The following is a 22,640-nucleotide window of genomic DNA, read 5'->3' on the forward strand; positions in this document are numbered from 1 at the left end:
TCCTCAACTCAGATATCGCTCTCATCCAGCTTTTTCTTGATCAGTTTCAAATTCTCCCGCGCCGGCAGATTGAGCGGATAGAGCGACAGCACGCGCTCGAACGCATCGCGCGCCGCTTCGATCCGCTCCAGCGCCATGTTGACCACGCCGAGGCCCGAGATGGCCCCGAAATGGCGCGGCTCCAATTCCAGCACATGGTCGATGTCGGCCAGCGACTTCAGGTAATCGCCGCTGAGAAAATACATGGTCGCCCGCCGATTCCAGCCCTCGGCGAAATTGGGCTGCGCCTTGATGACGGCGCTGAAGCTTGCCTCGGCGGCGGCGAAATCTTTCCGCTCCATCGCCTCTTCGCCTGCCTGCATCAACTGGTCGATGTCGGGGGCGCCAGACTCGCCCCAGATCTGCCAGATCATGAATTCGGTGAGGCGCGCAATGTCGGCATTGTCGGTCTCGCGCAGCCGTTCGAACAAAGCCGGCAGGCGGGGATCGCGTTGATCAGCCAAAGCCACGGGACCACCGGCCAGCAGCAGAAGGCCGAGGCTCACCAGCGGAGCAAGGCGGATCAACCAAGTCGTCATGCGGCTTTAGTGTAGCACCCGGAAAACCCGCGAGCGACCCGCGATTTCCAGCACAACGCCTTCACATCAGGCGAAAAATCGCCACAATTGCAATCTGCACTACCACCATCTGTTGAACCGCATTCATCGCCGCAACCGGTGGCCACCCAAAGTTGCTCCAGCCCCGCTGGCATCGGGTGGCCGCACTAGCCAGCCACGCTTTCGCGACGCTGCAGGAATTGGGGATGCCGCAGGATGAGAAGCTCCCATGGCAAGGTGACGCTGTCTTCGATCCAGCCTCGCTGGTATTTGGTGCCAAGTCGAATGACATGAAGATCGTTTACGTGGATGCGGTAGTGGCACTCAAGGCCCCTTGCCGTGAGCGCAAAACTGATCGTCGCCTCCAGGAAATGCTGCTCTGGTGTCGGTGAAATGTCCATGTCGTAAAAATGGCGTTGCTCCGACGGATCCCACAAATATCCAGAAATGCCGTCGGTCAGGCTGAGCTTCATGGTATTGGCGTGTCGCATGAGATCCGCCACGATGACGAGATTGATTCCCTCAAACCATATGCTTCTCTGCCCTGAATCCCGATCGGTCGATGCAAGAAAACCGGATTCGGTACGAGCGATTGACGCAACCCTGTTGAAAATCAGTGCCAAAACGGATTGCCCACTTGGAGCGTTCGGCGTGAACCAGCTTTGCACCTTGATCCAGCCGGTCTCGGCGGCAGGACCCATCTCATTGAATGGGCCAACCGGCGCGGTGTCGAGCCTGAGCGCCTGTAAGGAGGTGCGCGCAGGCACCGCATCGCCGGCGCACCATTTATCGGACAGCACGCCCGTATAGGAGCCGAAACACGCTGTTCGTGTGACAGGGTCAACACTGAAGGTCACGCTTATGCGCTCTGTCTCCTCGCGGCTGGACCAATAGCTCCCTATGTCCTTGTTCCGAAGATTGAATGGCAGAGTTGCACGCAACGCCGCCGACGCCCGGACATGGATCGCGCCTTCGATAGCCTCGACCTCCAGCTTCCAATCCGACAAGGGCTGCGACACCGCATCGCGGTCGACCGAGCTGGCCAGGGCGCCATCCTGATGCCCAAGCGACATCACAATTGCCTCCTTTGGGCTGAGCCAGCACGCGCGCCGTATGACAGTCGCAAAGACATCTGGAAAGCTCAGCGCCGGCCCAACGGCCTCGCTCACCAAGAACCCAGAATCTGAGTCGCGCCTGCTCTTGCAGGCAACGACACGTAGCGGTCCCAGGCGCGATATTTGCACCTGATCGCATTCCTGCGCCGCGAACACGCCACCATTGTCGCTGGCAAAAATCATCCGCCCGGAAGCGATGACGTTACCATCAAGGTCGACACGAGCGTCTCGCAAATGCATGCTGATTCCTTTGAAGACCCATTCCGGGGGACACTAGGCTTGGCGTATCAAAACCCTACCGCTTGGTCGTCAAGTCAGAACCCAACCCCGCCGGCATCGGCCCACCGCTCGCCCAGTCGAGCAGTTCGACCGTGTGCACGATGGGTTGTTCAAGTCCGCTCTGCAGTTGCTGCAGACAGCCGATATTGCCGGCCGAGACGATGGCGGCGCCGGTCCTGGCGATGTTGGCGAGCTTGCGCGTGCGCAGCTCGTTCGCGAAGTCCGGCTGCAGCAGATTATAGGTGCCGGCCGACCCGCAGCAGAGATGCGCCTCCGGCACTTCGACTACCTCGAAGCCCGCCGCGCGCAGCAGGTCCTTCGGCGCTTCGCGCACCCGCTGGCCATGCTGCAACGAGCAGGCCGCGTGATAGGCGACCTTGAGGCCCATCCCGAATTCCGGCGCAGCGATAGCGCCGAGCTTCACCAGATACTCGCTGATGTCGAGGGTGATCCCCGCCACCGCCTCTGCCGTCTTTACATCCGGATCGTGGCGGAAGAGATGGCCGTAATCCTTGATCGAGGTGCCGCAGCCCGATGTGGTGACGAGGATCGCATCCAGCCCCTCCCCCGCCATCTCGCGCGCCCAGGCCCGCATCGTCTTGCGTGCCGTTGCGAGTGCGTCATGCTCGCGGCCCATATGCTGCGTGAGCGCTCCACAACACCCCGCCCCTTCCGCCACCACCACCTCGATGCCGAGGCGGTTGAGGAGCCGGATCGCCGCCGCATTGATGCCGGGCTTCATCACCGGCTGCGCGCAGCCGGCGAGCAGCGCCACACGACCGCGCCGGGGTCCCACGGGTTTGAAGACACCCGGCTGGTCGGTCACGGAAGGCGATGGCAGCGATGTCGGCAGCGCATCGAACAGCGCGCGCAGGCGGCCATGGAACAGTCTTGGAATCTGCAATGCGCGCGCGATCCCGCCCAGCGCAAGTGCCGTCCGAAACAAGGTCGGGCGCGGCAGGATGGTGGCCAGCACCTGGCGCAGCACGCGGTCGAACAAGGGCCGCCGATACTGCGCCTCGATCCGCACCCGCGCATGATCGACGAGATGCATGTAATCGACGCCCGAGGGACAGGTCGTCATGCAGGAGAGGCAGGTGAGGCAGCGATCGACATGCTTCGCCACGATCGCATCCGCCTCTTCGTCATGCTCCAGCATGTTCTTGATGAGGTAGATGCGCCCGCGTGGGGAATCGTTCTCGTCGCCGGCGATGACATAGGTGGGACAGGTCGCCGTGCAGAAGCCGCAATGGACACAGGTGCGCAGGATCCTGTCGGCGGCGGCAAGGTCCGGATCGGCAAGCTGGGCTGGCGAGAAGCTGGTCTGCATGTCAGAGATCCGGGTGCAGGCGGCCGCGGTTGAAAAGGCGCAAGGGGTCGAAGGCGGCACGCACCTTCTGCAGCAATGCGACCGGCACGTCGGGGCTGAACACCTGGTCGCTCTGCCGCCAATCGGCCGGCGCCTTCACCAGGGTCGCGTGGCCACCCTGGCCGAGCAGGCTGTGAACGGCGCGCACAGCTTGGTCGAAAGCTGTGAGCCCATGGCTGAGCCAGATCCGCCCGCCACCCCAGTCAACGAGGTAGCGAAAGCCCGGGAGATGATCTGCTAACTTGCAAATATCCCCCGAAAACGCGACAGGAGGGGCCGATAACAGCCACGTAATTTCACCGTTTTGGACCTTGAGCGGGGCCAGATCGCGGATCTCGCGCCACAGCTCGCGCGACGGCGCTTCCGCCAGAACCCGCACATCCCTCAGCAATTGGTCCTTCAGGACCTGCAGCCGATAGGCAACCGACGGCCCCGACCCTTCCAGCCGAAAGATCAGTTGCCTGTCCGGCAGATAGGCTGCACCCGAGGGGTCCGCGGTGCTGCCAAGTGCCTGTGTCATATAGGCATTTGCCGCATCCGGCGAGATGTCATCCAGCACCGCCGAGCAGCTCGTTTCCGGCGCCGGCACCACCTTGACGGTGATTTCGGTCATCGCAATCAGCGTCCCGAACGAGCCGGCGATGAGCTTGGGGAGGTCATAGCCGGTCACGTTTTTGACCACCTTGCCACCCGCTTTCACCACCTCGCCTCGTCCGTTAACCCCCGAGAATCCCAGAAAAAAATCACGGGCAGCGCCAACAAACGGCCGCCTTGACCCGGAGAGATTCGTGGCCAGCACCCCGCCGATTGTCGCCTGGTTTCCACCATGGCCGAACAGGGGACCGAGATCCGGCGGCTCGAACGCCAGATGCTGCCCCTCCGCCGCAAGTGCTTGTTCTATTTCAGCTAACGGCGTTCCGGCCCCGGCGGTCAGGACCAGTTCGGCTGGGGCATAATCGACAATGCCGCTGAAACCCCGCAGCGTGACCTGCCGCGCGAAGCTGACCGAGCGCCCCCAATCCCGCTTGGTGCCATGGCCGTAGAGGCCGAGAGGCGCCCCATCGGCGGCGGAAGCCCCAATGATATCAACCAGTTCCTGCTGGGTAGCCGGCGCGAGATCCATCAGAACCGCGGCAGCTCGGGATGCGGCAATTGCCCGCCGCGCACATGCATCGCCCCCATCTCGGCACAGCGCTGCAGGGTCGGAAAGACCTTGCCCGGATTGAGCAGATTGCCGTCGTCAAACGCGCATTTCACCCGCATCTGCTGGGCAAGATCCACCTCGTTGAACATGGTCGGCATCAGGTCGCGCTTCTCGACACCGACCCCATGTTCACCGGTCAGCACACCGCCTACTTCGACACAAAGTCTCAGGATATCAGCACCAAAGGCCTCGGCTGCCTCAAGCTCGCCGGGTTTGTTGGCATCGTAGAGAATGAGCGGATGAAGGTTGCCGTCGCCCGCATGAAACACATTGGCGACGCGCAGATTGTGGAACGCCGAAAGCTGCGTCATGCGCTGGAGCACCTCCGGCAGGCGGCTCCTGGGGATGGTGCCGTCCATGCAGTAGTAGTCGGGTGAGATGCGGCCGATGGCCGGGAACGCCGCCTTGCGCCCGGCCCAGATCAGCAGCCGCTCGGCCTCGCTCTCACTGATCCGCAAGCCCTTGCCGCCATGGGAAATTGCGATGGCGCTGACGCGCGCAATGAGATCATCGACCTCGACCTGCGGCCCATCCAGTTCGACGATTAGCAACGCCTCGGCATCCAGCGGATAGCCCGCATGGACAAAATCCTCGGCGGCATGGATGGCTGGCCGGTCCATCATTTCCATGCCGGCCGGGATAATGCCGGCGCCGATGATGGCGGCCACCGCCGCCCCCGCCGATTCACTGGTGGCAAAGCCCGCCAGCAGGGCGCGCGCCTTTTCCGGGCGACGCAAGAGACGCACGGTCACCTCGGTGATGACGCCGAGCAACCCTTCCGAGCCCGTGAAAATCCCCATCAAATCATAGAGTCCACTGTCGAGATGCTTGCCCCCAAGTCGAATGATCTCGCCATCCATCAGCACGATCTCGAGACCCAGCAGGTTGTTGGTGGTGAGGCCGTATTTCAGGCAATGCACACCGCCGGAATTCTCGGCGACATTGCCGCCGATCGAACAGGCGATCTGGCTTGAAGGGTCGGGCGCATAATAGAAACCATCCCCCGCCACGGCGTGGCTGATGGCAAGGTTGGTAACACCCGGCTGCACCACGGCGCAGCGGTTGGGTAGATCGATGTCGAGAATGCGGTTGAGCTTGCCGAGGCCGAGCAGCAAGCCATCCGCCAAGGGCAACGCACCGCCCGAAAGCGAGGTGCCGGCACCGCGCGGCACCACCTTGATGCCGAAGCGATGGGCGATTCTGAGCGCCGCCGACACCTCCGCCGTCGAGCGCGGCAGGGCGACCGCCAGGGGGATCTGCCGATAGGCGGTGAGGCCGTCGCTCTCATAGGGGCGCATGGCGCGCGGGTCGGACATGACATTGTCCGTGCCCAGCGCCGCGCGCAGGGCGGCGACGAATTCCGGGGCAGCTTTGAGCGCTGCTGAATCGGGCGGCGGCATCAGCATGCCGGAATCTATAGCGCAAAAAGAAACCGCGCGGGGAAGTCCCCGCGCGGTTTCCAAATCAGATAGTCGGATCCAGCTCGATCAACGCGCCGGACCGGACGAATGTCTAGCCAGCGTAGCCCAATCCCAGAGTGATGCTAATCAACCCTGGCGCGCCTTGAAGCGCGGATTGGTCTTGTTGATCACGTAGACCCGGCCCTTGCGACGGACAATACGGCAATCCTTGTGCCGTGCCTTGGCCGACTTCAGCGAGTTAACAACCTTCATGGTCCGGTTCCTTGAGAATACAACGAGTCTTGAAATGGTGGCGCAACATAGTGACCAGGGCGGAGCCTGTCAACCACTGCCAAGCGCCCGCCAAGCCCTTGGATTACATCGCTTAAAACAGCGTTACCAGTTCGACATCAGCTTGGTGCCGCCCAGTTTGATGGCGTAATAGCGCATGACCTTGAGGTCGCCGGCATCCATGGCCGCCACCCGGCGAGTCCACAGCTGCACTTCCTTCACCACTTCCTCGGGCAAGGCCTTGGCATGGGCCGCCTTTTCGCCACCCGCCTGGGTGAACTCCAGCCAGCCATCCATGACCATCTTGCGGTAGCGCGCGGTGATATCCTCGTTGACCCGGAGGTCGAAATTGAGCTCGCGGAACCATTTCACATATTCGGCCCCGGACGCGAAGAAGGTCTTGTCGGTCGGCGCCAGGCCCAGCCCCTGCAGGCGCTGGTCATTGATGTCGAGGGCATCGTTGCGGACAAAGTCGGTAATCGAGATCTGGCCGCGGGGCTTCAGCGCCCATTCGAAGGATTTCAGGATTTTCGGCTTGTCTTCACCAAGATAAAGGGATTCCGAGGACAGAACGCAGTCGACCGAGCCCTGTTTGGGCTCGAATCCTTCGGGCGAGTAGCGGACGATATCGGCCTTTTTCTCCTGCCCGGCCTTGATCGACAGTTCCTTGCCAGCCTTGGCGAGGTCAGCGGTCGGCTCCAACCCACTGACCCAGATGCCGAATTCGTTGACCAGGGCGCGCGTTCCCCCGCCCAAACCGGCGCCGAACTCCATCACGGTCAAGGATGGGTTGAGGCCAAAGGGCTTGGCAAGTCCCAGCACATGCTCTTCACCGCCCGGCTTGTAAAAGCCGGCGCCCCACACCTGTTCCTGGATCCGGATTGCTTCCGTTTCCCAGGGCAAGAGCGGTGGGATGGTGATCTGGGGTAGCCCGACCTCAACCTTGCCTGATCCGCCCCCGGTCGGGATGGCAAGTTGAGGCAGCTGAACCTCTTCGCCCTCCCACCAAGCCCGTAAGCGCAGCCGCAAGGGTACCTTCACGCCGCCTCCGGATTTCATTATCCCCGTCAGCCCCATTGCCGATTCATGGCAAATCAATTAGTTAACTCTACCGTCTGCATTCCCAAACCGCAAGTTGAGGTCAATCGGCCGTCATGACGTCGTTTCGCGGCCCGGCGATTGGCAAGGGAGCCGGCCCAGCCCAGGCTGTGCCCGCCGCCCACCATCCCCTCTCCTACCATCTGGTCCGGACCATCGCCCTGGCATTGCCGGTCATGGCGGCCCGCGCCGGCCTCGTCATCATGTTCACGGTCAATGCCATCTTCTGCGGCTGGCAGGGGACAGGTGCCCTCGCCGACCTCGGCGCCGCCGCCATCCCCCAGGTGACCTTGATGGTGGTCGGGGTGGGGTTGCTGATCGGCACCATCATCCTCACCGCCCAGGCCGCTGGTTCCGGCAATTTCCTGGAATGCGGCAAAGCCCTGCGCGGTGGCCTCACCATCGCCTGTGCGATCGGCGTTACCTTCTCGCTCATTCTGCTGCCGGCCGAGGATCTGCTGCGCCTCTTCAATCAGCCGGAAGAGACCTTTGCCGGCGGTGGCCTGGCCCTCAACATCCTGGGCTATTCTCTGCCGGGCATCCTGATGTTCAGCGCCTGCTCGTTCTTCCTGGAAGGCATCAACCGGCCGGTACCCGGCATGCTTATCGCGCTCGGCGGCAATGTCATCAATCTCGCCCTCAACTGGGTCTTCGTGCTTGGCCATCTGGGCGCGCCCGAGATGGGTGCAGCCGGCTCGGCGCTTGCCACCACCATCACCCGCTGGTGCATGCTGGCCGCGATCGGCGGCTACATCCTCACCATGCGCGACCGCGCGAAATACGGCGCCCTGCCCTGGTTCAGCCTGGACCTTGCGATCCTGCGGCGATTGTTGATGCTCGGCCTGCCGCTCGCCTTTGCCATCGGCACGGAAACGGCCTGTTTCAACATGATGATCTATATGGCGGGCTGGCTCGGCAGCACCGAGCTTGCCACCATGTATGCCACGATCAATTTCACCAGCTTCGTCTATATGCTGACCCTGGGGCTTTCGACCGCAGCTTCGGTCCGCGTCGGCAATGCCATTGGCCGCGGCAGCGCCGGTGACCTGCGCCGCGCCGGCTGGACCGCCGTCGGCCTGGAATTCGGCGTCATGTGCCTGGTCGCCGGCATCACGGCAGTGCTGGCCCCCATCATTGCCGGTGCCTACAGCCAGGACCCGCTGGTGCTGCCCTTGCTCACCGCGGCGCTCTCGCTTACGACATTGCTGTTCATTGTCGATGGCCTGCAGGGCGTGTTGATGGGCGCCTTGCGCGGTGCCGCGGATACGTTGATCCCCACCATCGTCTATATCGTGAGTTTTGCCTTGGTGGGATTGCCGATGGGTTATGTGCTTGGATTTCAACAAGAGGGCGGCGTCCCCGCCCTGATCTGGTCGCTGATCGCCGCTCTGGTCGTCGCCTCGATCGGCCTCGGCTGGCGCTTCCACCGGCTGAGCCAATGGCCGGAGGGTTTGTGGCGATGAGCGCGCGCAGTGATTTCCTGGTGATCGGTGCCGGCGTGTCCGGTGCCGCCGCCGCCGCTGAACTGGCCGCGGCCGGGTCAACCACCCTGATCGAGATGGAGGAGCGGCCGGGCTATCACAGCTCGGGTCGTTCAGCAGCACTCTACACGCCGAATTACGGCCCGGCCGCTGTCCGCGCGATCATCGCCGCCAGTGCCGAATTCTATCGCAATCCACCTGCTGGGTTTACCGATCACCCCCTCCTGACGCCGCGCCAGGCCATGTCTTTCGTGCCCGCCGGGCATGAGGCCAAGATTGATGAGTTCATGGCAGCTGCCACGCCGGAAACGCCGCTGGTCGAGATCTCGCCCGACCAGGCCTGCAAGCTGGCGCCGCTCCTGCGCCGCGAGGCCGTCGCCCGCGCCTCGCTCGACCCCCATGTCATGGATATGGATGCGACGGCAATTCACCAGGGGTTCCTGAAGCTGCTGAAGCATCGGAGCGGGGCGGTCTTCACCGACCACCGGGTGGTCGCGGTCGACCGGGCCAATGGCCTGTGGCGCGCCGCGACCTCAACGGGTGCCGTGTTCGAGGCACCGATCCTCGTCAATGCAGGCGGCGCCTGGGCCGATGAGATTGGGCAGATGGCTGGTCTGCGGCCGATCGGGCTGCAACCCATGCGGCGGACCGCCATCATCATCGCCAGCGATCCCGCGCTGGCCCCGGCCAACATGCCGGCCGTCGATGACGGCGCCACGGAAGCCTATGTGAAATTGGATGCCGGCAGGCTGATGGCGTCGCTGGGCGACGCGACGCCGAGCCCACCCTGCGATGCACAGCCGGAAGATCTCGACATAGCGCTGATCGTCGACTGGTTGGAGCGCAACACCCATCTCACCGTGCGGCGCATCGAACATAGCTGGGCGGGCCTGCGCAGTTTCGTAGCGGATCATTGCCCGGTCGTGGGCATCGATCGCGACAGCGAGGGCTTCTTCTGGCTCGCCGGCCAAGGCGGCTACGGCATCATGCTGGCGGCTGCCCTGGGCCGCATCACGCGCAATCTGCTGGTTGAGGGCGAACTGCCAGCCGATCTGCTGGCGCGGGGCCTCAGTCAAGCCACCCTGGCTCCGGACCGATGCCGTGCCTGATCCCACCAGATTTGCGCTGCGCCAAAACAAGCTTAATTGGTAAACGGCCTTGCGATTTCTTGACCCTTGCAGCCGAAAGGCTTGGCGACAAAGGGTTATCATGGCAGATTGCGCCGATGGGGTTCCCGGGGGGGAAGCCTAGCTTAACCCCGGGTTGGGGAATGGGGAATTGGAACACATATGATGAGCGATTTGCACAAAGAGACCGACGATCATGCCGATCGGCGCCGCGCCCAACGCTATGTCGTCAATCTGCCGACGGATGTCCTGATCAAAGGGGCGCGGGTTACTTGTCGCCTGGTCGACATCTCGGAGAATGGCGCGTTGATCGAGACCAGCGGACCCGTCGCCGTGGGCGACAAAGTCTCGGTCGATCTGCCGAAGGTCGGCCCCACCATTGCCACCGTCGTGCGCGTCAGCCCATCGCATATCGCGATGGCTTTCCCGGGTGCGATTATCATTTCCAGCATCGTCAGATAGCGGGCAATCCCGCTCCGCCCGAGCTGAAGCCGTCAAAGCTGAATCCGGGCCGCTCACCCAACTTTATTGATGCGGTTCAGTTCTTCCAGAATTTCGGCCACTTCGAATTCGCTCAGCGCCTGGGTGCGGGGTATTTCGAGATGCAAGCGGCCAGTACCGAGGTTGACCACCACGGCTTCGCGCTTGCGGCGGTAGCGTTCAGGCATCAGGTACATCCGGTCGCCCATGGCGAACCCCTTGACGTCCGGGGTCATGATGCAGGCGCCGCCTTGCGAGATGTTCTGGTAGTTGGTGATGGCCAAGGTGCGACGATTGTCCTGGTCGTCGAACACCAGCATGGCCGTGCCGCCGAAATCAAAGCGCTTGTGTCGCCGATGGTCCATGGAATTGTCGGCAGCCATGATGGCTATCCTTTCCCAGCCGCAATGCGTCGCCATTCCCCTGTCGCAAGGATAGGGGCACCGGACGGACGCAGCAAACGATATCGGTCCGATTCGGCGCCGATTTCAGGTGGTTTGGGCGCTTTTCCAACCGACCGCTGCGGCGCATCATGACCGGCGCGTTAACGCTGGCAAGGCCGGCAGGTGCCAGCTAAGCTCCGCCGCCAGCGAGTTCTGAACAATCAATGATCTTCTGAGGGATGCCAGCATGGCCCTGCGCCGCAAGACCGATATCACCGCCATGACCCAGCCGCGTTATACCGGCATACCCACCTTCATGCGCGTGCCAGCCGCCACTGATTGGGCGGAGATCGATATCGGCCTCATCGGCGTACCCTATGACGGCGGCGTCACCAACCGCGCCGGCGCCCGCCATGGACCGCGCGAAATCCGCAACCAGTCATCGCTGATGCGTACCATTCATCATGTAACCCGCATCAATCCATATGACTTGGTGAGCGTCGCCGACCTCGGCGATGTGCCCTTCCATCAGTTGCTGGAACATCCCAAGGCGCTCGACGAGATCGCGGCCTTCTATGACCGGGTGAAGGCGCACAGGATCATCCCGCTTTCGGCCGGTGGCGATCACACCATCTCGCTGCCGATCCTCCGCGCGCTGGCCAAGGACGGGCCAGTCGGCATGATCCATATCGATGCGCATACCGATACCTGGGATATGTTCCAGGGATCAAAGTTCGCCCATGGCTCACCCTTCCGCCGCGCGGTCGAAGAAGGTCTGCTCGATCCCAAGCGCGTCATCCAGATCGGCATCCGCGGCGCCCAGGGCACCACCGATGGCTGGGATTTTTCCCTGAAGAGCGGCATGCGTGTCGTGTTCATGGAAGAATTCACCGAGATGGGGGTTCCGGCCGTCATCGCCGAGGCGCGCCGCATCGTCGGCGCTGACAAGGTCTATCTCAGCTTCGATGTCGACGGGTTGGACCCGATCTATACGCCGGGCACCGGTACGCCGGAGATCGGCGGCATCACGACGGTGGAGGCGCTGCAATTGCTGCGCGGCCTGCGCCGGCTCAACTTCATCGGCGGCGACGTGGTCGAGGTGGCGCCACCCTTCGACCTCAGCGGCAACACGGCCCTGGTCGCCGCCACCCTGATGTATGAGATGCTGTGCCTGCTGGCCGAGCAGATCGACGCCACGCGCTGAGCCCGGCTAGCCCGCGAACCCCGCCGACCGATGCACCTCCCTGCCACCCAGCAGGGTGAGGTCGACCTGCGTCTCGCCGATCTCATAGGGATCGACCGCGAAGATGTCGCGGTCGAGAATGATGAGGTCGGCATGCTTGCCCGCCGTCAATGAGCCGGTCTCGTCGGCGCGCCAGGCGGCCGCGGCGGGCAGCGTGGTGTAGCCGCGCACGACCTGCTCGACCGTCATCCGTTCCTGTTCCTGGAACACCGGATAATCCCTTGGCATATGAGGCGGCTGGCGTGTGATCGCGGTCTGCATGATCGGGAAGGGATTGAGGGTCGAAACACCCCAGTCGCTGCTGACCGCGTAGGGAGCGCCGCTGTCGACGATCGTGCGCCAGGGATACATCCAGCGGCCGCGCTCGGCACCGATGAAGGGCAGCGCCACCTCGGTCACCGAGGGTTCGCAACGCGCCCAGAGGGGCTGCATGTTGGTGACGACACCAAGATCACGCAGTCGCGGGATGTCATCAGGATGGATCACCTGGACATGGGCCAGTTGATGAAGACTGGGCCAGGCGCCATTGATCTGGCGCGCGATTTCGATGCGGTCCAACGCCACGCGGGTGGCTCGGTCGCCGATGACATGGATGTGGAGCTGGAAACGCGCTGCGTCGAAGGCTACGAACAGGTCCTTGAGATGATCCTCGTCGAACATGATCGGCGCATTGCCGCCTTGCGCGTCGGCATAATCCTCGATCATCGCCGCCGTGCGGTTTTCGATGACGCCATCCAGGAAGAACTTCGCCGAATGAACGCCGATAATGTCGGAATGATAGTCGCGGCGCAGCGCCTCCAGGCGGCCGACCGCGTCCTTGACGGATTCCGTGGGAAACACCTTGGCCGTGGCGCGCAGGCGCACCGAGAGTTCGCCCGCCTCCTCCAATCCGCGATGGACCTTCATGTGCCGTGCGCAGATCATCGCATCGAGCATGCCAGTGATGCCATGGGTGTTGCATAGTTTCTGCCCATAGCGGACGCCGGCGGCATAGGTGTCGAGCGCCTTCTTGGGCATGCGGGCGCGGACCCAATCGATGGCGTCCTCATAGATAAGGCCCGTCGGTACACCTGCCGCGTCACGCACGAAGGAACCGCCGGCCGGGTCAGCGACACCGGCATCGAGGCCGATCATCTCGCAGGCCTTGGAATTGATGGCGGCGTTATGACCATCGGAAGCGTAGATGAAGAGCGGCCGGTCCGGCACCGCCGCATCGAGTGCCGCACGGTCGAGATTGTGGGCGCCGAAGATGCCGGAATACCAGCCCGTGCCGTGGACCCAGAGCTCGTTGGTTTCCTTGGCAAAGGCGCGCAGGGTCTGCTGCAACTGCTCGATGGTTCGTGCCTCCTCCAGATTGACGCTGGTGGAGAAGCCGGTGCCGCTGTCCTGAAGATGGATATGGGTGTCCTGAAAGCCAGGCAGAACCAGCTTGCCGCCCGCATTCACGGTGCGGGTGCGGCCATTCCCCAGCGCCTTTATCTCGTCATTGCTGCCGATGGCGACAATCCGACCGCCGCGCGATGCCAGCGCCTGGGCGCGCGGCTGCAGCGGATCCATGGTGCGGATATCGCCATTGATGACGAGAAGATCGGGTGCCGCAAACTGGGTCATGATCCTGCCTATTATACATGCGCACAAGAAGTCAGGATCAGATCAGGTCGGCGGATGAAAGACAATCCCCTGCCTGACTAGGGACGCCAGAGTTCGGGTGATGCCGCCGATTCAGGATCGATGGCGCAGAGCAGGCGCGTTTCGCCCGAGCCGGCAATTGGCGGCGAGCGATGCACGATGCCCATATCCTCCGCCGCAAGGCTGCCTTTGAAGATCGCAACCTCTTGCGGCAGCAGAGCGAGAAGATTGCCGCTGAAGGCCCGCTGCTGCTGCAAGGCGGCAGCAGAATCGGCTGGCACGACCCATTGGGTGCCGGCGCCGCGATAGGTGGTCACGAGCCTCGCCGGGACGCGGTCGCGGTGGAATTTCCAGCAAGCATCGCCGGTGATGACATCGAGGCGGATATCAATGGCCGGTGCTGCCATGATCATTGAAAAGCGGATCGCCAATTGCGCGATATCGGCAAGCAGGCTGCGCCTCTCATCAATCTGCGTCACGGCGCTCTTGTCGAAAACATGGCACAAGGCGGGGACAATGTCGGTGCTGGACGCCAGGATACGCCCACGGGGCAAGACGCCGGCATCCTGACCCGCGATCCAATCGGATAGTTGAGGCGGCAAGGTGCGTCGCCAGATGGCGAGGGCCACCTCATGATCACGAATTCGATCGAGCACGTCGAGCCGTGCCCCGGCAACAATCAAGGGGGTCATTGCATCAGCGTGCGGATCGGTTGGTCATCGCGATCGGCGAGCACTTCGCGCGCAAGACGGCTCAGCATGTCGGCGGCTCTCTCATGCCCATAGGCACGTACCAGGCGCGGCATCAGTTCGACCAGCAGCACGGCAGTCAGTGTTTCCGACGGCACGGCAGCCCGCTCGCTGCGCTGGAGCGCGGCCGTGATCAACTCTCGCGCAGTCGCGAACAATGGCGGCAGTTCCACTTGGGTCGTTGGCGTCTTCATTGGGCCTCGCTAGCTTGTTTGATATGTTATAACATAACAAACTATAGAAACAAGCCGCCCGCTGGGGACGCCAGCGACGCGTTACCGCCGCAGCGAGAGGTTGGCGCCGATGCCGATGTCGGCGCAGATTTCGCGCGTAAGATCCGCGCGGTTGAGCGAATAGAAGTGGAACTGGCGCACACCGAATTTCATCAATGCGCGGCATTGGTCGGCGGCGATGTCGATGGCGATGCGCGCAGCGGTGTCTTCATCGCGGCCGGCCAGGCGAGCACGGATGCTGTCGGGAATATGCGCGCCACAGGCCGCGGCGATGCCGGCGGTCTTCTCCAGGCTGCGGATGGGCAGGATGCCCGGAATGATCGGCACGTTGATGCCGGCGCGCGTGGCGCGATCCAGGAAGCGCTTGTAGCAATCGACATCGAAGAAGAATTGCGTGATGGCACGGCTCGCCCCCGCATCGATCTTGCGCTTCAGGTGATCGAGGTCAGCTTGTGCGCTCTGCGCCTGCGGATGCACTTCAGGATAGGCTGCGACGCTGATGTCGAAAGGGTGCAGGCGGCACAGGCCCGCCACCAGATCGTCGGCATAGGCATAGCCATCCGGCGACGGGGTGTAGCCGGCGGCAATCCCTGCGGCGGGGTCACCGCGCAAGGCGACGAGCCGGTTGATGCCGGCCTGCCAATAGGAATCGGCGATGGCGTCGATCTCGGCGCGGCTGCCACCGACGCAGGTGAGATGGGCCGCCGCCGGCACACCCGAGCGCGCCTGCAGTTCGGAAACGAGGGCGCGGGTCTGATCACGGGTCGATCCGCCGGCGCCGTAGGTGACTGAGACGAAGCGCGGCCCCAGGGCCGTGAGCTCATCCGCCGCCTGCCAGAATGCGGTCGCCAGGGAGGATTGCTTGGGCGGGAAGAACTCGAAGCTCACCGAGAGGCCCGGGTCGCGCGTCTGGCGGGCCGCATGGCGCAACCGGGCGATCTCCTCAAAGCGATCCTGCGGTCCGCGGCGGTCGATCATGTTCATGCTGGCGGCTCCGGGCTGATATGAGCAACGCGAAGGGCAGCATAACAGATTCTAGATATAATGATATCTTTATGTTATTTGAACGAATGTATCATTGCGGACACTTAATCCATATATTGCAGTTATTTAGGTTTCTGGGCGGCGAAGACGGTGACCGGGAGGGCCGCCCGCCAGGCGTCAAAGTCACCCAAGGGCTTGGCCTGGGAGACGCTGATCCGGGTCAGCTCGCCACCGATTTTCCCTTGCCAGGAAACCAGCAGCATCTCGCTCTGGACCGTGACCGCATTGGCGACCAGCCGACCGCCGGGCCTCAGCGCCGCCCAGCAGAGATCGAGCACACCCGGTTCCGTGACACCGCCGCCAATGAAAATCGCATCCGGTGTCGGCAGATCCTTGAGCGCTGCCGGTGCCGCGCCGGCCACCAGTTCGAGGGCCGGCACGCCCAGCGTCAGGCTGTTGGCGCGGATGAGCTGCTGCCGGCCGGTATCGGCCTCGATGGCGATGGCGCGGCAGGTGGGATGCGCGCGCATCCATTCGATGCCGATCGACCCGCAGCCCGCCCCAACATCCCACAGCAATTCGCCAGGGCATGGGGCGAGGCGCGCCAAGGTCACCGAACGGACGTCGCGCTTGGTGAGCTGTCCGTCATTCTGATAGGCGTCATCGGGAAGCCCGGCCAGGGTCGAGAGCGGCCGCGCTTCCTCATCAGCCCTGCATTCGACGGCAACGAGGTTGAGCGCTGCCGCTTCTGCCATGGTCCAATCCTTGGCAACGCCGTCGATGCGGCGTTCTTTCGCGCCGCCCATATGTTCCAGCGCCGTCAGGTGGCTGAGGCCGAAGCCGCGACCGGTCAGCAGCTTGGCGATGGCCGCCGGCGATGTGCCGTCATGGCTGAGGATGAATAGCCGCGCACCGTCATGGAGATGAAGATTGAGGACCTCCAATGGCCGTCCATGAATGGTAAGCAGTGCCACATCCTGCAGCGCCCAACCCATCCGCGCAGCGGCGAGGGAAAAGGATGAGGGGGCGGGAAGTACATGCATCTCGTCCGCCGACACCAGGCGGCTGAGGCTCGCACCCATGCCGAAGAGCATCGGATCGCCGCTGGCCAGGATACAGACGGGGCTGCCCTTCAAGGCCAGGACCTGGTCAAAGGCGCCCTCGAAGGGTGTGGGCCAAGGCCGGCGCAGGGCGCTTAGATCGGCCGGCAGCATGGCGAGGTGGCGCTGGCCGCCGAACACGATCTTGGCGGATGTCAACGCCGTGCGCGCCGCTTCGCCCAGTCCCCCAAGGCCGTCTTCGCCGATGCCGATAACGGTGAGCCAGGCTGCCATGCCGCATATCTCTTTGAAAAAGGGGCCGCTTTCGCGCCTGAATACGGCATGGGAGCCGGCCCGGCAAGGGGTGCGACCGGTTGGAATCCGCGGAAAATCCGCTTCCGCTCCTCTGGCCGCTCCTATAGAAGTGGCCCATTCATCGGTGCCCTTCGGGGCCTAAGAGGGAACGTGGGAGGGGATGTTTCCCCCAGCCATGGCTGCCCCCGCAACTGTGAGCGGTGAGCCCGTCGCAATCAGCCACTGGATCTGATCCGGGAAGGCGGCGCCAGGCCAGGACCCGCGAGCCAGGAGACCTGCCGGTGAACGGGGTTGCGGTTGGATGCATCGGTCGGGGCGTATCGATGCTGTGGCGGTCAGCCTTTGAGGAAAGGCCCGCTCATTCACCGCGATGGTTTTTGCCGGTGACAAAGTGACCGACCGCTCGTCCCATAGCGCGGATCCAGCAGATCAGATTGCGGGCGATGGCTCCAATCGCCGCTTTGCCTGCCCGGGCCTCTTCCGCATCGTGCCGTCGCGCGACGGCGGCATCTGCCGCATCAAGCTGCCGCGCGGGTTGGTAACTGCGTCGCAGGTGCGAGCGATCGCGGAGACGGCAGCAGGGTTCGCCGGCGCGGTCGAAGCCACCAACCGCAGCAACATCCAGATCCGTGGCGTGCGGGGAGGCTGCGAGGACGCGGTAATTGCCGCCGTCACCGCCGCCGGTCTTGGTCCGCGCACAGCAGGTGCCGACGACGTGCGCAATGTGATGGTCAGTCCCGCGGCCGGCATTGACCCTGCGGCGCTGGTCGATGTGACGGACCTTGCCGACCGCATCCTCGCGCGCCTTGAAGTACAATCAAGATACCACGCCCTCTCCCCGAAATTCTCGATCCAGATCGATGGCGGCGAAAGCACTGCCATGCTGGAACATCCCAACGACATCTGGTTTGCCGCCGTCGATAGCACACGCTTTGCATTCGGCTTTGCCGGCTGTCCGGGCGATGTGGGCGGCACAGTCGGGACCGTTGCTGCCGATGAGGTGGAAGCCACGCTCTTCGCCCTCCTCGACCGCTTCCTTGCCGAGAACGGCAAGATCAACAGCGCCGGCACGGTAATCAGCCGCTTCCGTCACCTGCTGGTCGACCAGTCAGCAGACGCGATCGCTGCGAGCCTGCCCATCTCGATATCGCGCCACGGGATCTGGCAGCGCAGGCAGCCGGTCGCCTTCGGTCATATCGGCCAACAGGCGCAGCGGCAGAGGGATCTGTGCTGGCTGGGCGCCGTGCCGCCTGTGGGTCGGCTGAGCGCCAGGATGCTGCACGGACTTGCCGACCTTGCCGATAACGTGTCGGGCAGCGAGATCCGCATGACACCTTGGCAGAGCGTATTTCTGCCGAACGTCGCCTTGACCAGCGCGGCAAGCGCCTTGGGGCAATTGGCAGCACTCGGCTTTGTCGTCAAAAGCGATCGGGCCTTCGCCGGCCTTGTCACCTGTGCGGGTAGCGCTGGGTGCAAATCCGGTTTCGCCGATACCAAATCGGATGCACTAGCGCTCGGCAATTTTCTGGATGCGTGCAAGGTCGAGGTAGTCGGCTTGCACCTGACCGGCTGCGGCAAATCCTGCGCAGCGCCCCGCACCGCCCCGGTGACCCTGCTGGGGATTTCGCCCGGCCATTATGACGTCTTTCTGCGCAGCGACGCGGAAAAGGCGGGTTTCGGCAAGCTTGTCGGTCGCAATCTCACTATCGAACAGGCAGGCAGCTTTCTGGCCGACAAATTCTCGCGAGTTCCGGAGTAGAGTGATGATCAATTATGAGCGCGATGGACAGGAAATCTACCGCCAGTCCTTCTCCATTATCCGCGCCGAAGCGAAGCTGGATGGAATCCCAGCCGATCTCGAGAAGCTCGCCGTCCGCGTGGCGCATGCCTCCGGCATGGTCGATGTGATCCAGGATTTGCGCTTCTCGGAAGGCGCTGGTACCGCCGGGCGCAAGGCATTGGCCGAGGGGGCACCTATCCTCGCCGATTGCCGCATGGTGGCGGAAGGTGTGACGCGCGCGCGCCTGCCCATGAAGAATGAAGTCATCTGCACGCTCTACGATCCGCGCGTGCCGCAGATGGCGCAGGATATCGGCAATACCCGTTCGGCCGCGGCGCTCGAATTCTGGCGTGACCGGATGGCCGGCAGCGTCGTCGCCATCGGCAATGCGCCCACAGTGCTGTTCCGCCTCCTCGAAATGCTGGACGACGGCGCGCCGAAGCCGGCCCTCATTCTGGGCTTTCCGGTGGGCTTCGTGGGTGCTGCAGAATCGAAGGACATGCTGGCCGCTGACAGTCGCGGCGTCCCCTTTGTAATCGTGCGTGGCCGCCGCGGCGGCAGCGCCATGGCGGCAGCCGCCGTCAATGCCCTGGCAACGGAGAAAGAATGATGACCGCCACAAATGCAGCACGGCGGGGTCGTCTGTTCGGTTTGGGCGTCGGGCCGGGTGATCCGGAACTGATGACTGTGAAGGCCGTGCGCCTGCTGCAGCAATCGCCGATCGTTGCCTATCTCGCGGCCAAGGGCAAGAAGGGCAATGCGCTCACCATCATCGATTCCTATCTGAAGCCAGACCAGGTGATGCTGCCGCTGATCTATCCCGTGACCACGGAAAAGCTGCCGGCACATCTCAACTATGAAACGCTGGTGAGCGATTTTTACGACGCGTCGGCCGAGGAGGTGGCAGTCCATCTCGATGCCGGACGCGATGTCTCGGTGATCTGCGAGGGAGATCCGTTCTTCTATGGCTCCTCCATGTATCTCTTTGACCGACTGTCCACACGTTATGAAACCGACGTCGTGCCGGGCGTTTGCTCCGTCCTCGGCGCTGCGTCCGTCCTGGGTGCACCGCTCGTCTATCGCAATCAGAGCCTCGGTATTCTCTCCGGCGTGTTGCCGGAAGAGGAACTGAAGAGACGCCTTGCCGACATGGATGCGGCCGCCATCATGAAGCTTGGCACCAATTTCGAGAAAGTGCGCAAGGTGGTGATGGATCTGGGCCTCGGGGACCGGGCGCTTTATGTCGAGCGCGCCACCATGGGCAACCAGAAGATCGTGCCCTTGGCCGAGGTGGATCCGAAAAAGCGCGCCCTACTTCTCGATCATCATCGTACCGGGCAAGAAGTGGCAGTCCTGATGAGAGGCGCGGCCATCGTCATCCTCGGCGCCAATTCGCTTGCGACCGCGCAGCGGATCAGATCAGCGCTGCCGGACTCGACGATCTACGGATTGGCCGGCCGGGTTCAGGACGCCGACATCATCGCCTATGATGAATTTGGTCCAACCTTGCGCGATCTCTACAATGCCGATCGTCCGATCGTCGCCCTCTGCGCGGCGGGCATCGTCATTCGGTCGCTGGCTGCAGAGCTGCAGAACAAGCAAGCGGAACCCCCGGTCCTCGTGGTCGCGGAGGATGGCAGTGCCGTCGTGCCGCTGCTGGGGGGGACGCGCGGGGTCAACGTGCTGGCGCGCGAGATCGGTGCTGCACTCGGAACAGCACCCGCCATCACCACCACCGGTGAATTGCGCTTTGGCACCTGCCTCCTCAATCCACCGGCCGGCTATCACTTGCGCAATGCTGAGGACGGCAAGACCTTCATCGCCAATCTGCTGGCCGGCGCCCGACTGCGCGTCGAGGGCGAGGCGCCCTGGTTCGCAGAGGCGCGGTTGCCGATCGATGATTCGGGCACGCTGACCGCACGCATCACACCGGCAAATGTCGACCCGGCAGCGGACGAGTTGCTGTTCCACCCGGCAACGATCGTCATAGGCATCGGGCGCGCCGAGCCCGACCTCGCGCCCCGCATCCTGACCGCTTTGACGCAGCTCAACCTGTCGCGCCATTCCCTAGCCCTCCTCCTTGCCGCCGAGCGCGATGTCGGCAACGCGCATCTTTGCGCGGCAGCCGAAGAGCTTGGCGTTCCGTTGCGCCATGTACCGGACACGACCACGCCGGAGGGGCTCGTGCTGGCCGCCATTCCGGAACCGGTCCAGGCGGTGACGATCGAAACCTTGGCCATCGCGGTTGCCGACAAGCCGGATGACGTGCAATTGGTTGGCCGCAAGCGCGGTCGCCTCGCCGTTGTCGGCCTTGGGCCCGGCGATGCCAGCTTGATGGTGCCGGCCGTGCGGCGCGAGATCGACCAGGCCGAGGATATCGTCGGTTACGATACCTATGTGAAAATGGCCGGCCCCTTGCGCGCCGACCAGATCGTCCATCCATCGGACAATCGCGAAGAATTGTGGCGCGCGCGCCAGGCATTTGCACTGGCCGCGACCGGCCGCTCGGTGGTGGTGGTTTCGTCCGGCGATCCTGGCGTCTTCGCGATGGCGTCCGCTGTGCTGGAAGCGCTCGACGGTTCGGATGATGCGAATTGGCACGGGGTCGACCTTGTCGTGCTGCCTGGGGTCTCGGCCGCGATGGCGGCGGCGGCGCGGATCGGTGCACCGTTGGGCCATGATTTCTGCATCATTTCCCTCTCGGACAATCTCAAGCCCTGGCCGGTCATCCTCGATCGGCTCGCCCACGCGGCAGCCGGCGACTTCGCCATGGCCTTCTACAATCCCATCTCCAAGGCACGGCCCTGGCAGCTGGGCGAGGCGCTTGACCTGCTGCGCCAGCATCGTGCACCGGAAACCCCGGTCGTGCTGGGGCGCGATGTGGGGCGGCCGGCGGAACGCGTTACCAGCCTGACCCTGGGGGCGCTGACACCGGAGATGGTCGACATGCGCACGGTTGTCATCATCGGCTCGTCGACGACCCGTACCATCAAGCGGCCGGATGGCAATGAGTGGGTCTACACGCCGCGCTGGTATGGTGCGGCACCCGCCGAAGTCAAAGAGCCCTAGAGTTCCCTGACCCAATCGACGGCGGCGGCGACTGTCGATACCTGGGTCGCTTCCGGACGTGGCGGTCGGCGCTGAATGACAACGTGAATCCCAAGCTCGCGCGCCGCCTGCAGCTTGGCATCGGTGGCACTGCCACCACTGTTCTTGCAGACGATGCAATCAATGCGGTGCGCCTGCAGCAACGCCCGTTCATCATCGAGATGGAACGGACCACGCGCCAGGACAATCTCGGCATCCGCAAACTTGATCTCCGCATCCGGCCGCTCAACCGCCCGGATCACGAAGGCGATTTTATCGAGCGCAGTAAACGGTGCCAACTCCTGGCGACCCAGTGCCAGGAACACGCGCCTGGCCGATTTGCGCAGGATCTCGACTGCCCCATCCCAATCGTCGACCAAGGTCCAATTGTCACCAGCCTGCGCGACCCAGGCCGGGCGCTCCAGGCGAAGCAGCGGAATCCGTGCTGCGACCGCGGCTTCGGCCGCGTGCCAGCCCATCCGGCGGGCGAAGGGATGCGTGGCATCGATCACGGCCGCAATTCCGTTGGCGCGCAGATAGGCGACAAGCCCTGCAACCCCACCGAATCCCCCGATCCGCACCTCACCCACGGGCAATTTCGGATTGGCAACACGGCCGGCCAGCGAAGAGATCACACGCAGGCCCGGCACTGCCTGCAGCGCCTCCGCGAGCGCAATGCCTTCACCGGTCCCGCCCAGAATGAGGATGGCTTTGCATGCAGTCATCTGGTGGCCCGCTTGCGCAACCCAGGATGAAG

21 protein-coding genes and 1 riboswitch are annotated in these 22,640 nt (G+C 63.5%); of the genes, 7 read left to right on the forward strand and 14 right to left on the reverse strand.

Annotation, left to right across the window (positions count from 1 at the left end; translation table 11 throughout):
• Window positions 1-8: 8 nt before the first annotated feature.
• The 7 genes from IPK59_06850 to IPK59_06880 form a co-directional block, all read right to left on the reverse strand.
• Window positions 9-578: a tetratricopeptide repeat protein gene (locus IPK59_06850; GenBank protein ID MBK8158485.1), complete on the reverse strand. Its 570-nt coding sequence runs from the start codon at window positions 576-578 to the stop codon at window positions 9-11.
• 185 nt (window positions 579-763) lie between these two features.
• Window positions 764-1,951: a hypothetical protein gene (locus tag IPK59_06855; GenBank protein MBK8158486.1), complete on the reverse strand. Its 1,188-nt coding sequence runs from the start codon at window positions 1,949-1,951 to the stop codon at window positions 764-766.
• Between the two features lie 55 nt (window positions 1,952-2,006).
• Window positions 2,007-3,320 carry a glycolate oxidase subunit GlcF gene (glcF, locus tag IPK59_06860; protein ID MBK8158487.1) on the reverse strand — a complete coding sequence of 438 codons (1,314 nt, stop codon included), beginning with the start codon at window positions 3,318-3,320 and terminating at the stop codon, window positions 2,007-2,009.
• A gap of 1 nt (window position 3,321) precedes the next feature.
• A complete protein-coding gene (locus IPK59_06865; GenBank protein ID MBK8158488.1) occupies window positions 3,322-4,482 on the reverse strand; it encodes an FAD-binding protein in 1,161 nt (386 codons plus the stop codon).
• On the reverse strand, window positions 4,482-5,969 hold the full coding sequence (locus IPK59_06870) for an FAD-binding protein (GenBank protein ID MBK8158489.1): 1,488 nt from the start codon (window positions 5,967-5,969) through the stop codon (window positions 4,482-4,484). The genes IPK59_06865 and IPK59_06870 overlap by 1 nt, the downstream gene beginning before the upstream one ends.
• Before the next feature lie 141 nt (window positions 5,970-6,110).
• A complete protein-coding gene (gene rpmJ, locus IPK59_06875) occupies window positions 6,111-6,236 on the reverse strand; it encodes a 50S ribosomal protein L36 (GenBank protein MBK8158490.1) in 126 nt (41 codons plus the stop codon).
• Window positions 6,237-6,359: 123 nt separating this feature from the next.
• Window positions 6,360-7,295: a methyltransferase domain-containing protein gene (locus tag IPK59_06880; protein MBK8158491.1), complete on the reverse strand. Its 936-nt coding sequence runs from the start codon at window positions 7,293-7,295 to the stop codon at window positions 6,360-6,362.
• Between the two features lie 113 nt (window positions 7,296-7,408).
• On the opposite strand from IPK59_06880, the gene IPK59_06885 reads away from it, so the two are divergent.
• The 3 genes from IPK59_06885 to IPK59_06895 all read left to right on the forward strand — a co-directional run bounded on the left by IPK59_06885 (window position 7,409) and on the right by IPK59_06895 (window position 10,422).
• A complete protein-coding gene (locus tag IPK59_06885) occupies window positions 7,409-8,815 on the forward strand; it encodes an MATE family efflux transporter (GenBank protein ID MBK8158492.1) in 1,407 nt (468 codons plus the stop codon).
• Entirely contained in the window at window positions 8,812-9,942 is a 1,131-nt protein-coding gene (locus IPK59_06890; protein ID MBK8158493.1) for an FAD-binding oxidoreductase, read from the forward strand. The genes IPK59_06885 and IPK59_06890 overlap by 4 nt, the downstream gene beginning before the upstream one ends.
• Before the next feature lie 183 nt (window positions 9,943-10,125).
• Window positions 10,126-10,422 carry a PilZ domain-containing protein gene (locus tag IPK59_06895; protein MBK8158494.1) on the forward strand — a complete coding sequence of 99 codons (297 nt, stop codon included), beginning with the start codon at window positions 10,126-10,128 and terminating at the stop codon, window positions 10,420-10,422.
• Between the two features lie 53 nt (window positions 10,423-10,475).
• Here IPK59_06895 and IPK59_06900 read toward each other — a convergent pair whose 3' ends face one another.
• Window positions 10,476-10,823 (reverse strand): PilZ domain-containing protein, encoded by a 348-nt coding sequence (locus IPK59_06900; GenBank protein ID MBK8158495.1) that lies wholly within the window; start codon window positions 10,821-10,823, stop codon window positions 10,476-10,478.
• Between the two features lie 247 nt (window positions 10,824-11,070).
• Here IPK59_06900 and speB point away from each other — a divergent pair, with 247 nt between their 5' ends.
• Window positions 11,071-12,027, forward strand: a complete 957-nt coding sequence (gene speB / locus IPK59_06905) for an agmatinase (protein ID MBK8158496.1) — start codon at window positions 11,071-11,073, stop codon at window positions 12,025-12,027.
• Between the two features lie 6 nt (window positions 12,028-12,033).
• Here the strand turns inward: speB and IPK59_06910 are convergent, their stop codons facing one another.
• The 5 genes from IPK59_06910 to cbiE form a co-directional block, all read right to left on the reverse strand.
• Complete coding sequence (locus IPK59_06910) at window positions 12,034-13,677, reverse strand: amidohydrolase (GenBank protein ID MBK8158497.1); 1,644 nt, start codon at window positions 13,675-13,677, stop codon at window positions 12,034-12,036.
• 77 nt (window positions 13,678-13,754) lie between these two features.
• Window positions 13,755-14,387: a DUF1826 domain-containing protein gene (locus IPK59_06915; protein MBK8158498.1), complete on the reverse strand. Its 633-nt coding sequence runs from the start codon at window positions 14,385-14,387 to the stop codon at window positions 13,755-13,757.
• Window positions 14,384-14,638 carry a hypothetical protein gene (locus IPK59_06920; protein MBK8158499.1) on the reverse strand — a complete coding sequence of 85 codons (255 nt, stop codon included), beginning with the start codon at window positions 14,636-14,638 and terminating at the stop codon, window positions 14,384-14,386. Before IPK59_06920 ends, IPK59_06915 begins: the two co-directional genes overlap by 4 nt.
• Window positions 14,639-14,719: 81 nt before the next feature.
• On the reverse strand, window positions 14,720-15,655 hold the full coding sequence (gene metF / locus IPK59_06925; protein ID MBK8158500.1) for a methylenetetrahydrofolate reductase [NAD(P)H]: 936 nt from the start codon (window positions 15,653-15,655) through the stop codon (window positions 14,720-14,722).
• 128 nt (window positions 15,656-15,783) lie between these two features.
• Window positions 15,784-16,995, reverse strand: coding sequence for a precorrin-6y C5,15-methyltransferase (decarboxylating) subunit CbiE (gene cbiE / locus IPK59_06930; protein ID MBK8158501.1), 1,212 nt, complete (start codon window positions 16,993-16,995; stop codon window positions 15,784-15,786).
• A gap of 126 nt (window positions 16,996-17,121) precedes the next feature.
• Window positions 17,122-17,314, forward strand: a riboswitch (cobalamin riboswitch).
• 72 nt (window positions 17,315-17,386) lie between these two features.
• Between cbiE and cobG the strand changes: the two genes are divergently transcribed.
• Genes cobG through IPK59_06945 form a run of 3 tightly spaced genes read left to right on the forward strand, consistent with a single transcriptional unit; the run spans window position 17,387 to window position 21,865 of the window.
• Window positions 17,387-18,775 carry a precorrin-3B synthase gene (gene cobG, locus IPK59_06935; protein MBK8158502.1) on the forward strand — a complete coding sequence of 463 codons (1,389 nt, stop codon included), beginning with the start codon at window positions 17,387-17,389 and terminating at the stop codon, window positions 18,773-18,775.
• Window positions 18,776-18,779: 4 nt separating this feature from the next.
• Window positions 18,780-19,406 carry a precorrin-8X methylmutase gene (locus IPK59_06940; protein MBK8158503.1) on the forward strand — a complete coding sequence of 209 codons (627 nt, stop codon included), beginning with the start codon at window positions 18,780-18,782 and terminating at the stop codon, window positions 19,404-19,406.
• Window positions 19,406-21,865, forward strand: coding sequence for a precorrin-2 C(20)-methyltransferase (locus tag IPK59_06945; protein ID MBK8158504.1), 2,460 nt, complete (start codon window positions 19,406-19,408; stop codon window positions 21,863-21,865). Before IPK59_06940 ends, IPK59_06945 begins: the two co-directional genes overlap by 1 nt.
• Here the strand turns inward: IPK59_06945 and IPK59_06950 are convergent.
• The gene (locus IPK59_06950; GenBank protein MBK8158505.1) at window positions 21,862-22,608 is read right to left on the reverse strand and encodes a cobalt-precorrin-6A reductase; all 747 of its coding nucleotides are present in this window, start codon (window positions 22,606-22,608) and stop codon (window positions 21,862-21,864) included. The genes IPK59_06945 and IPK59_06950 overlap by 4 nt on opposite strands.
• Window positions 22,609-22,640 lie beyond the last annotated feature (32 nt).

This window comes from Rhodospirillaceae bacterium, from assembly GCA_016712715.1.
Taxonomy (GTDB): domain Bacteria; phylum Pseudomonadota; class Alphaproteobacteria; order Dongiales; family Dongiaceae; genus Dongia.